The sequence below is a fragment of the Paraconexibacter sp. genome, assembly GCF_059438195.1.
On record NZ_JBLKKY010000039.1, the window covers coordinates 1 to 13583 of the forward strand.

General features: G+C 73.7%; 12 protein-coding genes. 1 reads left to right on the plus strand and 11 read right to left on the minus strand.

The genetic code is table 11. The features are described 5' to 3' along the window. The 11 genes from ACME2J_RS13815 to ACME2J_RS13865 all read right to left on the minus strand — a co-directional run. Window positions 1–280, minus strand: a 280-nt coding sequence (locus ACME2J_RS13815) for a biotin/lipoyl-containing protein (RefSeq protein ID WP_495545508.1), incomplete at its 3' end; no start/stop codon positions are given. Further along, complete coding sequence (locus tag ACME2J_RS13820) at window positions 273–1283, minus strand: alpha-ketoacid dehydrogenase subunit beta (protein WP_495545509.1); 1011 nt, start codon at window positions 1281–1283, stop codon at window positions 273–275. The genes ACME2J_RS13815 and ACME2J_RS13820, both read right to left, overlap by 8 nt. Next, entirely contained in the window at window positions 1280–2263 is a 984-nt protein-coding gene (gene pdhA, locus ACME2J_RS13825) for a pyruvate dehydrogenase (acetyl-transferring) E1 component subunit alpha (RefSeq protein WP_495545510.1), read from the minus strand. Before pdhA ends, ACME2J_RS13820 begins: the two co-directional genes overlap by 4 nt. After that, window positions 2260–4074, minus strand: a complete 1815-nt coding sequence (gene acsA / locus ACME2J_RS13830; protein ID WP_495545511.1) for an acetate--CoA ligase — start codon at window positions 4072–4074, stop codon at window positions 2260–2262. Before acsA ends, pdhA begins: the two co-directional genes overlap by 4 nt. An 87-nt stretch (window positions 4075–4161) precedes the next feature. Beyond that, complete coding sequence (ku, locus tag ACME2J_RS13835; RefSeq protein WP_495545512.1) at window positions 4162–5094, minus strand: non-homologous end joining protein Ku; 933 nt, start codon at window positions 5092–5094, stop codon at window positions 4162–4164. 3 nt (window positions 5095–5097) lie between these two features. Next, window positions 5098–5871 carry a non-homologous end joining protein Ku gene (gene ku / locus ACME2J_RS13840; RefSeq protein ID WP_495545513.1) on the minus strand — a complete coding sequence of 258 codons (774 nt, stop codon included), beginning with the start codon at window positions 5869–5871 and terminating at the stop codon, window positions 5098–5100. Between the two features lie 27 nt (window positions 5872–5898). Continuing rightward, window positions 5899–8031, minus strand: coding sequence for a putative bifunctional diguanylate cyclase/phosphodiesterase (locus tag ACME2J_RS13845; protein ID WP_495545514.1), 2133 nt, complete (start codon window positions 8029–8031; stop codon window positions 5899–5901). Next, window positions 8012–8488 carry a response regulator gene (locus tag ACME2J_RS13850; protein WP_495545515.1) on the minus strand — a complete coding sequence of 159 codons (477 nt, stop codon included), beginning with the start codon at window positions 8486–8488 and terminating at the stop codon, window positions 8012–8014. The genes ACME2J_RS13845 and ACME2J_RS13850 overlap by 20 nt, the downstream gene beginning before the upstream one ends. Further along, window positions 8475–10196 (minus strand): sensor histidine kinase, encoded by a 1722-nt coding sequence (locus tag ACME2J_RS13855; RefSeq protein ID WP_495545516.1) that lies wholly within the window; start codon window positions 10194–10196, stop codon window positions 8475–8477. The genes ACME2J_RS13850 and ACME2J_RS13855 overlap by 14 nt, the downstream gene beginning before the upstream one ends. A gap of 120 nt (window positions 10197–10316) precedes the next feature. After that, complete coding sequence (locus tag ACME2J_RS13860) at window positions 10317–11687, minus strand: APC family permease (protein WP_495545517.1); 1371 nt, start codon at window positions 11685–11687, stop codon at window positions 10317–10319. A gap of 155 nt (window positions 11688–11842) precedes the next feature. Beyond that, window positions 11843–12166, minus strand: coding sequence for a hypothetical protein (locus ACME2J_RS13865; RefSeq protein WP_495545518.1), 324 nt, complete (start codon window positions 12164–12166; stop codon window positions 11843–11845). A gap of 119 nt (window positions 12167–12285) precedes the next feature. On the opposite strand from ACME2J_RS13865, the gene ACME2J_RS13870 reads away from it, so the two are divergent. Further along, entirely contained in the window at window positions 12286–13569 is a 1284-nt protein-coding gene (locus ACME2J_RS13870; RefSeq protein ID WP_495545519.1) for a diguanylate cyclase, read from the plus strand. Window positions 13570–13583: the final 14 nt, after the last annotated feature.

A 13583-nucleotide genomic window follows, 5' to 3' on the forward strand; every position in this document is an offset into this window, starting at 1 on the left:
CGCGCGCGGGCTCCGCTCGCGGCGGGGCCGTCCCGGGCGTCGCGCCCGGCGGGAGGATCGTGGCGAGCGGCGTGCCCACGGGGACCCTCGCCCCGATGTCGACGAGGAGGTCGCCCACGACGCCGTCCTCGAAGACCTCGATCTCGATCTCCGCCTTGTCGGTGTCGACGACGGCGACGATGTCCCCCTTGCTGACGGCCTCGCCGGGGGCGACGCACCACTCGAGGAGCGTGCCCTCCGCCATGTCGGCCCCGAGGGAGGGCATGACGAACTCACCCATCGCGGGCCACCGTCCTGCGCGCAGCCGCGACGATGCCCTCGACGCTCGGGAGCGCGTGGTCCTCGAGGTGCTTCGCGTAGGGGATCGGGACCTCGAGGCTGCACACCCGCTCCGGCGCGGCGTCGAGCTCGAAGAAGGCCTCCTCCGCGGCGAGGGAGACGATCTCGCCGGCGAACGACCCCGTGCGCCAGGCCTCGTCGACGACGACGAGCCGGTGCGTCCGCGCGACGGAGGCGAGGATCGTCTCGGTGTCGAGCGGCCGCAGGCACCGGAGGTCGACGACCTCGGCGTCGACGCCCTCGGCGGCGAGGACCTCGGCGGCCTCGAGCGCCTTCGGGAGCGATCCGCCGTAGGTGACGACCGAGACGTCGCGCCCGGGCCGCCGGATCGCGGCCCCGGTGAGGGACACGGCGGGCGCCGGATCGGGGATCTCGGCGCTCACGCCGTAGAGCGAGCCGTGCTCGAAGACGACGACCGGGTTGGGGTCGGCGAGCGCGGGGGCGAGGATGCCGCGGGCGTCCTCCACGGTGCCCGGCGCGACGACCTTGAGCCCGGGGACGTGCGCGTACCAGCCCTCGAAGGAGTGCGAGTGCTGGGCGGCGAGCTGGCGGCCCCCGCCCGTCGTCATCCGGATGACGACCGGGATCTCGAACTGCCCGCCCGACATGTGGGGGATCGTCGCGGCGTTGTTGACGATCTGGTCGAGCGCGAGCAGGCTGAAGTTGACCGTCATCACCTCGACGACCGGTCGCAGCCCGCCGAGCGCGGCGCCGATGCCGGCGCCGACGAACGCCGACTCCGAGAGCGGCGTGTCGCGGATCCGCTCCGGGCCGAAGTCCTCGAGGAGGCCGCGGCTCACGCCGAACGAGCCGCCGTACATCCCGACGTCCTCGCCCATGAGGAAGACGCGCGGGTCCTCGCGCAGCGCGTCGCGCAGTCCCTCGCGCAGCGCCTCCCGGTAGGTGAGCCGCGTCGTGGCCGCGGCTGCCTCCGTCCCGCTCATGCCGCCTCCTCCGCGGTGACGAACCGGCCGATGTCCTCGAGCGGCTCGGGCGTGCCGGCCTCCGCGAACGCGATCGCGTCGGCGACCTCCTCCGCGACCTCCGCCTCGATGTCGTCGAGCTCGCCCTCGGCGAGGAGGCCCTCCTCGCGCAGGCGCGCCGGGAAGGTGACGAGCGGATCGCGCTCGCGCCAGGCCGCGATCTCGTCCTTGTCCCGGTAGAGGTCGGGGTCGTACATCGAGTGCGCGCGGAACCGGTACGTCGCGAGCTCGAGGAACACCGGTCCCTCGCCCGAGCGCACCATGGTCGCGGCGCGGTCGACCGCCTCGCGGACCGCGAGGACGTCCATCCCGTCGACGTGCCAGGCGGGGATCTCGTACGCGGATGCCTTGAGCGAGAGGTTCGTCTCGGACTCGGAGCGCTCGAGGGCGGTGCCCATCGCGTAGCGGTTGTTCTCGCACAGGAAGAGCACGGGCAGGCGCCACAGCGCCGCGAGGTTGAGCGACTCGTGGAACTCGCCCTCGGCCATCGCGCCCTCGCCGAAGAAGCAGGCGGTGACGCGGTCGGGGCGCGGGGCGAGGGCGTCCGCGAGCGCGAGGCCCACCGCGAGCGGGAGCCCGCCTCCGACGATCGCGTTCCCGCCGTAGAAGCGCCGCGAGGCGTCGAAGATGTGCATCGAGCCGCCCCGGCCGCGGCAGCAGCCCTCGACGCGCCCGAGCATCTCGGCCATGAGCGCCTCCATGGGGACGCCGCGCACGAGCGCGTGGCCGTGCTCCCGGTAGGTGCCGACGATCGCGTCCTCGGGGTGCAGCGCGTCCATCGCGCCGGCGGCGACGGCCTCCTCGCCGATGTAGAGGTGGAGGAAGCCGCGGATCTTCGTCGCGCTGTAGAGCTCGACGCACGCCTCCTCGAACCGGCGGATCCGCACGAGGCCGCGGAGGAGGCGCAGCGCGTCCTCGCGCCCGGGCGACGGTGCGCTCATCGCGTCGTCTCCGGCTCGAGCGTGGAGGTGTCGCCCTCGGGGAGCCCGAGCTCGCGCGCGCGGAGCAGCCGGCGCACGATCTTCCCGGAGCGGTTCTTCGGCACCGACTCGACGAACGCGATCTCCCGCGGAGCGACGGCCGGGCCGAGCCGGGCGCGGGCATGGCCGAGCAGCTCCCGGGCGAGAGCGGCGTCGGGGGCGTGGCCGGGGGAGGGGACGACGAAGGCCTTCACGACCGCGCCGACCACGTCGTCGGGCACGCCGATGACGCCCGCCTCCGCGACGGCGGGGTGGGCGAGGAGCGCGCTCTCGACCTCGAACGGCCCGATGAGGTGTCCCGCGGACTTGATGACGTCGTCGCCGCGGCCGACGAACCAGAACCAGCCGTCCTCGTCCCGGCGGGCCAGGTCCCCCGAGAGGTACCAGCCGTCGGTGAAGCAGCGCGCGTAGCGCTCCTCCTGGCCGAGATAGCCCCGCATCATCGAGGGCCAGCCGGCGCGGAGCGCGAGCTCGCCGCTCTCGCCGGGGTCGGCCTCGACGACCCGGCCCTCGGCGTCCCGGACGAGCTCGCCGTCCTCCTCGCGCCGCAGGACGGCCGCCTCGATGCCCGGCAGCGGCCGGCCCATCGAGCCGGGCCGGACCTCGCTGGCGCGGTCGTTCGCGATCATGATGCCGCCGGTCTCGGTCTGCCACCAGTTGTCGTGGATCGGCTGCCCGAGCGCCTCGACCCCCCAGGCGACGGCCTCCGGGTCGAGCGGCTCGCCGACGCTCGCCGTGAAGCGCAGGGCGGAGAGGTCGTACTCGCGCGGGACGTCCGCGCCCGCGCGCATGAGCATGCGGATCGCGGTCGGCGCCGTGTACCAGACGGCCACGCGCTCGTCCTGGAGCGTGCGGTACCAGCGGTCGACGTCGAGCTCGCCCTCGTCGACGAGGACGGTGACGGCGTGCGAGAGCGGGGCGATGATGCCGTACGAGGTGCCGGTGACCCAGCCGGGGTCCGCGGTGCACCAGTACACGTCGCCGGGATGGAGGTCGAGCGCCAGGGCGCCGGTCGCGTGGTGCGCGACGACCGCCTCGTGGACGTGCATCGCGCCCTTCGGCGTCCCGGTGGTCCCGCTCGTGAAGTGCAGGAGCGCGAGCTGCTCGGGGTCGGTCGGCGGGATCTCCCAGGCCGGGTCGGCCTCGGCGAGAGCCGCGCGGAGGTCGATGATGCCGGGACCCTCGACCGCCGCGATCTCGTCCGGCCCGCCGACGAGGAGCACGTGCCGCAGTCCGGGCAGGTCCTCGCGCAGCGCCGCGACCTTGCGCCGGTAGAGCCGCGGCGTCGTCACGAGCGCCCGCACGTCGCCGAGCTCGAGGCGCTGGCGGATGGGCTCGGGCCCGAAGGCCGAGAAGAGCGGGGTGAAGACCGCGCCGCGCTTCAGCGTGCCGAGGACGGTCGCGTGGAGCTCGGGGATCCGGCCGAGCAGGGAGGCGACGCGCTCGCCCTCCCTGATGCCGAGGCCGGCGAGGACGGAGGCGACGCGGCCCGTGAGGTCCGCGAGCTCGCGGTAGGTGATGTCCCGCCGCGTCCCGTCGCGGCCGAGGCAGCGCAGGGCGACGACGTCGGCGGCCGGGCCCGTCGCGTGACGGTCGACGGCCTCGTGGGCGATGTTGAGCCCGCGCCCGCCCGGCAGGCCGTCGAGGTCGGCCCGGGCGCGCGCCCAGGAGAACGTCCTGCGCGCCTCGTCGTAGTCCCCGAGGTTCGGAGGGACCTCGTCGGGGCGCGGATGCTTCTCGATCCGCACGGGAGCGGTGCTCGGCGTCGCCATGGGGCGACCGTATGGGGGCTGGGAGCCCGCGCCATCCCGCGGCCCCGCGGAGCGCTCTCCGTAGAAGGCCGCGGATCGTCGCGGGCCTCAGCGGCCGCTGAGGGCCTCGACGAGCTCGTCCTTCGTCATCGACGACCGGCCTCGCACGTCCGCCTCCCGGGCGCGTTCGGCGAGCTCGTCCTTCGTGAGCGACGCGAGGTCGCCGTCGCCGTCGGCGCTGCGCCCGCCGGTTCGGGTGCCCCGGCGCTTCGCCTCGTCGAGCGAGCTCCGCAGCGCCTCCATGAGGTCGGGTGCCGGCTCGGGCTCGCGCTCCTGCGCGGGCGCGGAGACGGTGCGGCCCTCGCGCTTCTCGTCGATGACGCGCCGCAGGCGCTCGCGGTAGCAGTCCTCGTAGCGCTCGGGGTCCCAGTCCACGGTGAGCTCGTCGATGACGGCGATCGCGTCCTCGACCGCCGCCTTCGCCGGCCGCGCGCTGCCGGCGGGGACGTCGTCGGTCGGACGCACCTCGTCGTGGAAGAGCATCGTCGTGAGCGCGAGGGCCTCGCCGCGCACGCGGACGGCGGCGAGGTGCTCCTTGGACCGCAGGACGAGGCGGCCGAGCGCGACGAGCCCGGACTCGCCCATCGTCTCGACGAGGAGCCGGTAGGCGCGCCGCGTCCCCTCGTCCTCGCCGGCCGGGAGGAGGAGGTAGGGATGGTCGAAGAGGACGGGGTCGATCTCCTCGAGCGGCGTGAACGCCTCGACGTCGATCGTCCGCGTCTTCTCCGGCTGGACGGTCGCGAGCTCCTCGTCGGTGACGATCACGGTCTCGCCGTCGTCGCGCTCGTAGCTGTGGGCGATCTCGTCCCAGTCGACCTCGACGCCCTCCTCGCGGCACACGCGGCGCCGCTCGAGCCGCGCGCCGTCGGCCTCGTGGAGCTCGTGGAAGTGGTAGTCGAGGTCGCGTGCCGCGCTCACGAGCTCGACGGGCACGTTGACGAGGCCGAAGCTCAGCGACCCTCTCCAGATCGGGCGCGGCATGGCTCAGGCCGCCTTCTCGAGACTCGCCTCGAGGGCCGCGACGAGGTCGTCGGAGGCCTCGGGCTCCTCGGCGGCGACCTCGGTGTCGATCTCCTCGCCCTCCGCCTTGCGGTCGATGAGCTCGAGGACCGCCTCGCGGTAGCTGTCCTCGTAGGCCTCCGGGCGGAAGTCCACGCGCAGCGAGTCGACGAGCCGGCGGGCCATGTCGACCTCGCGCTTCGACGGCGCGCGGCCGGGGTCGGGGATCTCGAGGGCCTCCACGTCGACGACCTCGTCGTGGAAGCGCATCGTGTGCAGCGCGAGGACCGAGTCGTCGAACGCGCGCACCGCCGCGAGGTACTCGCGGTCGTGGAAGCTGAAGCGGCCGATCCCTGCCCGCCCGCTGCGCCGCAGCGCGGCGTGGAGCAGCGCATAGGCCTCCTCGTCCTCGCGACAGCCGACGTAGTAGGTCTTCTCGAAGAACACCGGGTCGATGGAGCCCGAGTCGACGAACTCCTCGATCCGGACCACCTTGCCCCGGTCGCCCGCCGCCGCCTTCACCTCGTCGCGCTCGAGGACGACGTACTCGTCCTCGGCGACCTCGTAGCCCTTCACGACCTCCTCGCGCGGGACCTCCTCGTCCTCGACTGGGCAGACCCGGTGGTGCGCGATGCGGCTCCCGTCACGTTCGTGGACCTGATGGAAGCGGACGGTCTTCGAGGACGTCGCCGAGTACAGCTTGATCGGGACGCTCACCATCCCGAAGGCGATCGTCCCGTTCCAGATCGAGCGCGGCATGCCGCGCGCTACCCGGAGAGCGCGCTCTCACCGCGTCGATGCGCTCGATGCCCGGGCCGCCGGGCTGAGAGGCCCGCCGCCGGCGAGAAGACGCTCCAGCTCGTGGTGCGGCAGAGCGGGAGACCAGAGGTAGCCCTGGCCGAGCTCGCATCTCTCGAGGCGCAGGGCGTCCGCCTGCTCCTGCGTCTCGACCCCCTCGGCGATCGTGTGGAGATCGAGATCGCGGGCGAGCGCGAGGATCGCGCGGATGATCCCGCCGGTCCGCGTGTCCTCGAGCATCGGGCCGATGAACGACCGGTCGATCTTCAGCGTCTCGCCGGGGAAGCGGTGCAGGAAGGTGAGCGACGAGTAGCCGGTCCCGAAGTCGTCGACGTGCGCCCGGACGCCGAGCGCGGCGAGCTCGGCGAGGATCGCCCGCATCCGCGCCGGGTCGTGCATGATCGTGCTCTCCGTCACCTCGATGCGCAGCGCGCGGGCCGGGAGCCCGTGCCGGTCGAGTGCTTCGCGGACGTGCCCGACGAGGTCCCGGTCGGCGAGCTGACGGCACGAGACGTTCACGCTCATCGTCACCTCGTCGTCGACGAGCCCGCGGTCGCGCCACTCCGCGAGCCGGCCGCATGCGCGGTCGAGGACGAGCCGACCGAGCTCGCCGATCATCCCGGTGTCCTCGGCGACGGGGATGAACTCGTCGGGGCGGAACCCGGGTTCGCGCGGCCAGCGCGCGAGCGCCTCGAAGCCCGCGAGGGCGCCCGTCTCGAGGCGGACGATCGGCTGGTAGTGGACGCGCAGCGAGGCCGAGGCGATCGCCTCGCGGAGCTGCGTCTCGAGTTGCAGCTGCGTCATCGCGCGGTGGTGCATCCCGGGGGAGAAGACGGCGACGCGTCCTGCGCCGGAGCGCTTCGCCTCGTACATCGCGATGTCGGCGTCGCGCATCATCTCCGCGGGCCGGCTCGTCGCGGCGCTCACCGAGATGCCGATGCTCGCGGTGACGCGCAGCTCGCGGCCGTCGAGGGCGAACGGCTCGGTGAGGACCTCCTGGATGCGCTCCGCGGTGCGGACCGCGTCCTCGGGCGCGCCGATGCCGTCGAGGAGGACCGTGAACTCGTCGCCGCCGAGGCGGGCGACCGTGTCGCCCGGCCGGATGTGCGTCGCGAGGCGCTCGCCGAGAGCGACGAGGAGCTGGTCGCCGACGAGGTGCGTGAAGCCGTCGTTGACGACCTTGAAGCGGTCGACGTCGAGGAAGAGCACCGAGCAGCGGTGATCGGGCTGCCGCTCGGCGCGACGCAGCGACAGCGCGAGCCGGTCCCGGAAGAGCGCGCGGTTCGGCAGACCGGTGAGCGCGTCGTGGAGGGCGTCGTGCACGAGCCGCTCCTCGGCGAGCTTTCGCGACGTGATGTCGGACATCGAGCCGGCCATCCGGGTCGCCGTCCCGTCCTCGTCGCGGATCGCGACGCCGCGGGAGAACATCCACCGGTGCCCGCCGTCGGCGTGGCGCATCCGGTGCTCGCTCTCGAAGTGCGGGGTGCTGCCGTCGAGATGCGCGCGGAGCGCCCGCCGCACGCGGTCCCGGTCCTCGGGGTGGATCCGCAGGAGCCACTCGTCGGGCTCGGAGGAGACCTCCGCCGACCCGTGCCCGAGCATCGCCTTCCACCGGGGGGCGTAGTAGACGCGGTCGGCGCGGAGGTCCCAGTCCCAGATCCCGTCGTTGGCGCCCCGGACCGCGAGCGCGAAGCGCTCCTCGCTCTCGCGCAGCCGCCGCAGGGCGAGGTGCTGGCGGTGCGCATAGCGGATCGACCGCTCGAGCGAGGCGGTGTCGAGCCGGTCCTTGAGGAGGTAGTCGGTGACGCCGAGCTGCGTCGCCTCGAGGTCGACGGCGTAGTCGCCCTGGCCGGTGAGGAGGATGACCGGCGCCCGCGCGCAGTCGGGGAGCGACGTGCGGACGAGGTCGAGCCCCGTCCAGGCGCCGAGGCGGTAGTCGACGAGGTAGACGTCGTGGTCCTCGGACGCGATCGCCTCGACGGCGCGTTCGTAGGTCGGGGCCCAGTCGAGCGCGACCGTCGTCCGGTCCTGGGCGGCGAGGAGGTCCCGCGTGATGACGAAGTCGTCCTCGTCGTCCTCGACGAGGAGCACCCGGAGGCCGTCAGGGTCTGCTGGCGTCATGGACTCTCACCGGCAGCTCGACGATCTCGAACCAGTAGCGGGAGAACGCCTGGAGCACCTCCACGAGCCCGGCGAACGTCACGGGCTTCGTGACGAAGGAGTTCGCGCCGAGGTCGTGACTGCGCAGGATGTCCTCCTCGGCCTTCGACGTCGTCATGACGACGACGGGGATGTGCCGCAGCCGTGCGTCGCCCTTGATCTCCTGCAGCGCCTCGCGACCGTCCTTCCGGGGCATGTTGAGGTCGAGGAGGATGATGCCGGGCTCGGGCGCCGGGTCCCCGCCGTCGGCGTAGGCGCCACGGCGATGGAGGTAGTCCATGAGGTCCTCGCCGTCGACGACGAAGCGCATGTCGTTCGCGAGCCGGGCGTCGGCCATCGCCTCCTTCGTGAGGAGCCGGTCCTCCTCGTCGTCGTCGGCCATCAGGATCGTGACCGGATGGCGCTCATGCGGCGGCATACGGCGCCTCCTCCTCGGTGTCGGGGACCGGCGGCCGGCGATCCGGCTCCCTCCCGCCGATGTCGTGGCGCACGGGGATCGAGACCGTGAACGTGGACCCCTCGCCGGGCGTGCTGTCCGCGGTGATCGACCCCCCGTGCCGCTCGGCGATCTTCCGGCAGAGCGCGAGCCCGACGCCGGTGCCGGGGTATGCGTCCCGGCTGTGGAGCCGCTCGAAGATGCGGAAGATCCGCGACGCGTAGCGCGGGTCGAACCCGATCCCGTTGTCGCGGACCGTGATCTCCGCGAAGCTCCCCCGCAGGCGCCCGTCCACCCACACCTCGGGTGGGACGCCCTCGCGGCGGAACTTCAGCGCGTTGGAGATGAGGTTCTGGAGCAGCTGTCGCATCTGTGCCTCGTCGGCCGCGACGGTCGGCAGCGCGCCGATGTGGACGGCGCCCCCGGACTCCGCGATGACGGCCTCGAGGTCGTCGGCGCAGGCCCGCGCCGTCTCGCCGAGGTCGACGTTCGTGAACGGCTGCGCGTGGGTCGCGACGCGGGAGAACTTGAGGAGGTCGTCGATGAGCAGCTGCATGCGCTCACCGGCGCGCGACATCCGCTGCAGATAGTCGCGGCCGTCGGTGGAGAGCCGGTCCCCCTCCTTGGCCTCGAGCTGGGCCGCGAACATCTGGACCTTGCGCAGCGGCTCGCGGAGGTCGTGCGACGCGATCGACGCGAACTGCTCGAGCTCGGCGTTCGAGCGCTCGAGCTCCCTCGCGCGCCGCTCGAGTGCGTCGTTGGTCGTCTCGAGCTGGTCGTTGGCGACCGAGAGCCGCTCGGCGCCGACGAGGACGCGACGGATGAGGAAGAGGACCCCGCCCGCGGCGAGCCCGAAACCGGCGAGGAGGAGCCACGGGAGCCACTTCCTCGTCCCGCGGACCGCGGAGAACAGCGTCGACTCGGGCGCCGTGACGACGACGCGCCAGGCGGAGTTGCCGACCGCGCTCGACGTGAAGTACCGGTCGTCTCCGAAAGCGCTCTCGTCGTCGCCGTCGAGCGCCGCTGCGAGCCCGGCGTCCGCCTCCTGGAGGGTCGGCGCGGTCTCGCGGGCGGCGCTGCCGACGACGACGCCGTTGCCGTCGACGACGTAGGCGTTCCCGCCGGCGGTGTTCGGGACGCGGGCGAGATAGCCGCCGAGGAAGGCGTGGATGAGCTCGGGCGGGAAGCCGCTGACGAGCACGCGCATGCCCGAGTCCGTCGGGACCGGCTGGGCGTACTCGAGCATCCCGCGCCCGCCGGCGCCCGAGGTCAGCTCGTCGGAGAGCGCGAAGGGGCTGCCGTCTCGCACGCGACGCACGTGCGCCGGCCCTGCGCGCAGGGCGTCGAGCGCGCCGTCGGGAGTCGCCGACGAGGCCGCGATGATCTCGTCGTCGGGTCCGAGGAGCACGGCGTAGGCGAGGCTGCCCTGCCTCGCCTGGGCCTCGAGGCGCTCCTGGGATGCGTCGTCCCCGCCGAAGCGGCGGACGTTCTCCGCCTGCGCGGAGGACGAGGTCGTCGCGAAGATCGACTCGGTGAGCGCTGCGCTCACCTGCGCGCGCTCCCGGACCCGCTCCTCGACGTCCTCCCGTGACGTGGACTGCGACCGCTCGATCTGGACCGCGAAGACCGCCATCGCGGCCGCGAGGACCGCTGCGGCCACGGCGAGCACCGACCGCGGCGAGGTTCTCATCTCCGGACTCCTTCCGTGGAGGGCACGGACGTGCCCGGCCTCAAAGTAGACGGGGAAGTCCGACGCTTGAGTCGAATTCGACGGAAACGGACGAATGTTCCACCGGTCGCCTGTCCGGCGTCAGCGAAGCGCCTGCGCGACGCCGCTCGGGCGCCCGCGTGCGATCCAGGTCCGCCAGAGCAGGAGCGACGCCGTCCCCGAGGCCGCGAGCGAGATGAGCCCGTCCAGGCGACGGAGGTTGAGGACCAGGACGAACGCGATGACGACCGAGCCGACGACGTTGACGAGGAACATGCGGCGCCGGCCGTCGCGCAGCGAGAGCCGGGCGCACGCGGTCGTCGCGCCGAGGAACCCCGCGAACACCGCGACGGCGTAGAACTGGACGATCGCCTGGTCCTCGCCGCCGCTGAGGACGATGAGGACGCCCGCGGCGACCGCGAGGGCGCTCACGCCCCATACCGGGGCCTCGAATCCGTTGCGCATCGCGAAGCGACGCGGCAGCAGGCCCTCGTCGCCGTGGCCGGCGAGCGCCGCGAGGAGCCCTGAGCCGGCGAGGTAGGAGGAGGCGGCCGCCGCGAGGAGGAGGAGCGCGCTGAGCGCCTGGAAGGCGGCGAAGGACGCGTCACCCCCGGTCACCTCGCGGGCGACGTCGGCGAGGAGCGTCGAGTCGGGACCCGGGAGGCCCACGGAGAGCAGGACGGCGAGCAGCGTGATGGCCGCGGTGAGGGCGCCGACGAGCCCGACCATGAGCCAGAGGGTGAGGCGGCCGAAGCGCCGGCGCGCATCGTCGTCGAGGCTGCCGAGCTGGGCGATCGCGTTCGACGGCGCCTCGATGCCGGTCGCGAGCGCCATTCCGAGCGGCATCGCGAGGAGGACGGCCGCGAGGGGAGCGTCGACGCCTTCGCCGATGAGCGACGGGTGGGCCGCGACCGGGCCCTCGACCGCGCCGCGAACGACGACGACCGCCGCGGTCACGAGGAAGAAGAGCGTCGCCGTGGCGAAGACGACGCGTCCGCGGTGGCCGAGGACGGCGCCGGCCGCCACGGCGCCGGCGAGCACGAGCGCGATGACGGTCCGCAGCTCGGCGAGGTCGGGGGCGTAGGCGATGATGGCCGACGCGCCGGCGGCGCAGCTCACGGCGATCGTGAGCGTGAAGTCGACGAGGAGGGCGCCGGCGGGGAGGAACGCCCAGGACTCGCCGAACGCCGAGGCGAGCGCCTCCGCGCTGCCGCCGCCTCCCGGGAAGCGTCCGATGAGGTCGTGGTACGTGACCGCGACGAGCGCGATCGTCGCCACGACGAGGACCATCGTCGGGACGAGGACCCGGAGGTCGCCGTCGAGGGCGTGGAGCGCGGCCTCGATCGCGTAGGCGACCGAGGAGAGCGGGTCGGCCATGACCGTGAAGGCGAACGCGACGAAGAGCGTGAAGGACGCCTGGCGGTGTCGCAGGCGCCCCGTGGTGACCATCGCGTCGTTCACGTCCGCCGTCATGACCGCGGTGGACCCTCTCAGGTCGGGCCGCCGGGAGACCCGCCGTTTTCTCCCCGCGTCGCGGGGGAAGTCGCGCGCAGATGCGCCTCCGACGCGACGAGGAGGCCACGCTGGCGGAGCCGCGCTGCGTGGCGCGGGCGGGCCCGCGCGATGGCTCAGCCGTCACCCGGCAGCTTGTCGTCGAGGCGCGCGAGGCGCTCCGACGGCCCGCGGAGGTTGTCGACGATCTCGCGGATCTCGGCGATCTCGCGGTGCATCTCGTCGAAGCGCTCCGGCAGGCTGTCGATCGCGCGGAGCTCGCGCGCGTAGCTCTCCTGGAGGATCGCGTCGATGCGATCGGGGATCGCCTCCACCGTCTCGTGCATCGCCGCGAGGCGGTGGACGAGGAGCCGCTCGATCTCGGGGAGCCTCTTGACCGCGCGCGAGAGCGCGCGGAGGTCCTCGAGGAGGATGCCCGGCAGCGCGAAGGGGTTGCACATGGCCGTCCGGTACCCGTGAGGAGCGACGCGACGCGCGGGCGGGGGAGGCCGGGGAAAGCCGCAGCGGGGCGCGGGCGCCTACGGATGCCGGGCGCCGGGCTCCGGGCGAGGATCGCGGCATGCAGAAGTCCTCCGAACGCCGCGGGCGCCGCCGCGACGACGACCGCGCCCGGGACCTCTGCGAGCGGTACTTCGACGCCCTCGTCGCCGCCGATGCGCCCGTCGCCGAGCTCGTGCTGCGCGAGGCTCTCGGATCGGGCGTCGCGCCCGCGACCGTGTACGCGCGCATCGTGCAGCCGGCCCTCGAGCGCATCGGCGTGCTGTGGCAGGCCGGCGAGCTCTCGGTCGGCGTCGAGCACGCGGCGACCGGAGTGAGCAAGCGGGCGCTCGCGGGGGTCTACCCGCTCGTCATCGAGGGCGCCGTGCCCAACGGCGTCCGCATCCTCCTCGCCGGGATCTCCGGTGAGCGGCACTCGATGGGCCTGCGGGTCATCGCGGACGTCCTCGACGGCGCGGGGTTCGACACGGTCTACCTGGGCGCGGACACGCCGCCCGACGGGATCGCCGACGCCGTGCGCCGCCACCGGCCCCACCTGGCGGGTCTCTCGCTCACGATGCCCGAGGACGTCGGTGTCCTCCAGCGTGCCGTCGCGGCGATCGCGACGGCGGATCCATCGGTCTCCGTGATGATCGGCGGCCGCGGGGTCCCGGACGATCTCCTCGCCTACGAGGGGTACGTCGCCGACGCCGAGGGAGCGGTCGAGACGGCGCTCCGACTCGTGCGGGACGCCCCCACGCGGCCGCAGATCGCGGAGACGTCGGCGACGGCGAGCGCCTCCCATCCCGACGACGGCGATCCCGTTGCGCGCGAGCTCGCGTCCACCGCGGCCGAGCTCGGCGACCTCGTGCGGCTGCAGGCACGTCGCGCGCGGGACTACCGGCTCCTCGCCCTCACGGATCCCGTCACCGGGATGCCGAACCGGCGCGCGTGGGACGAGCGGTTCGCGGAGCTCTCCGGTGGGTTCCCGCTCGCGGCGCTCGTCATCGACCTCGACGGGTTCAAGGAGGTGAACGACCGCGCGGGGCACCAGCGCGGCGACGCGCTCCTCGCCCGGGTGGGGGCGTCGATCCGCGACGCCGTCCGCGCCGGTGACTTCGCGGCTCGACTGGGGGGCGACGAGTTCGGCGTGCTCCTCCCCGGCACCGACGTCGAGACGGCCGCAGCCGTCGCCGAGAGGGTCCGAGAGGCCGTCGCGCGCTCGGTCGCCGATGAGGGCGTCACCGCGAGCATCGGCGTCGCCGAGCACCGGCGTGACCCGCGCGGGACGACGCTCGCCGCCGACCGCGCGCTCTACCGCGCGAAGATCGCGGGCGGCGACCGCGTGGCCCGGGAGGACTCGTGAAGATCCCGCGTCGC

What these genes read in the sequence shown, in the direction of transcription:
- ACME2J_RS13820 (WP_495545509.1), bottom strand. Translation starts at nt 1,283, where the DNA reads ATGAGCGGGACGGAGGCAGCCGCGGCCACGACGCGGCTCACCTACCGG.
- pdhA (WP_495545510.1), bottom strand. Translation starts at nt 2,263, where the DNA reads ATGAGCGCACCGTCGCCCGGGCGCGAGGACGCGCTGCGCCTCCTCCGC.
- acsA (WP_495545511.1), bottom strand. Translation starts at nt 4,074, where the DNA reads ATGGCGACGCCGAGCACCGCTCCCGTGCGGATCGAGAAGCATCCGCGC.
- ku (WP_495545512.1), bottom strand. Translation starts at nt 5,094, where the DNA reads ATGCCGCGCCCGATCTGGAGAGGGTCGCTGAGCTTCGGCCTCGTCAAC.
- ku (WP_495545513.1), bottom strand. Translation starts at nt 5,871, where the DNA reads ATGCCGCGCTCGATCTGGAACGGGACGATCGCCTTCGGGATGGTGAGC.
- ACME2J_RS13845 (WP_495545514.1), bottom strand. Translation starts at nt 8,031, where the DNA reads ATGACGCCAGCAGACCCTGACGGCCTCCGGGTGCTCCTCGTCGAGGAC.
- ACME2J_RS13850 (WP_495545515.1), bottom strand. Translation starts at nt 8,488, where the DNA reads ATGCCGCCGCATGAGCGCCATCCGGTCACGATCCTGATGGCCGACGAC.
- ACME2J_RS13855 (WP_495545516.1), bottom strand. Translation starts at nt 10,196, where the DNA reads ATGAGAACCTCGCCGCGGTCGGTGCTCGCCGTGGCCGCAGCGGTCCTC.
- ACME2J_RS13860 (WP_495545517.1), bottom strand. Translation starts at nt 11,687, where the DNA reads ATGACGGCGGACGTGAACGACGCGATGGTCACCACGGGGCGCCTGCGA.
- ACME2J_RS13865 (WP_495545518.1), bottom strand. Translation starts at nt 12,166, where the DNA reads ATGTGCAACCCCTTCGCGCTGCCGGGCATCCTCCTCGAGGACCTCCGC.
- ACME2J_RS13870 (WP_495545519.1), top strand. Translation starts at nt 12,286, where the DNA reads ATGCAGAAGTCCTCCGAACGCCGCGGGCGCCGCCGCGACGACGACCGC.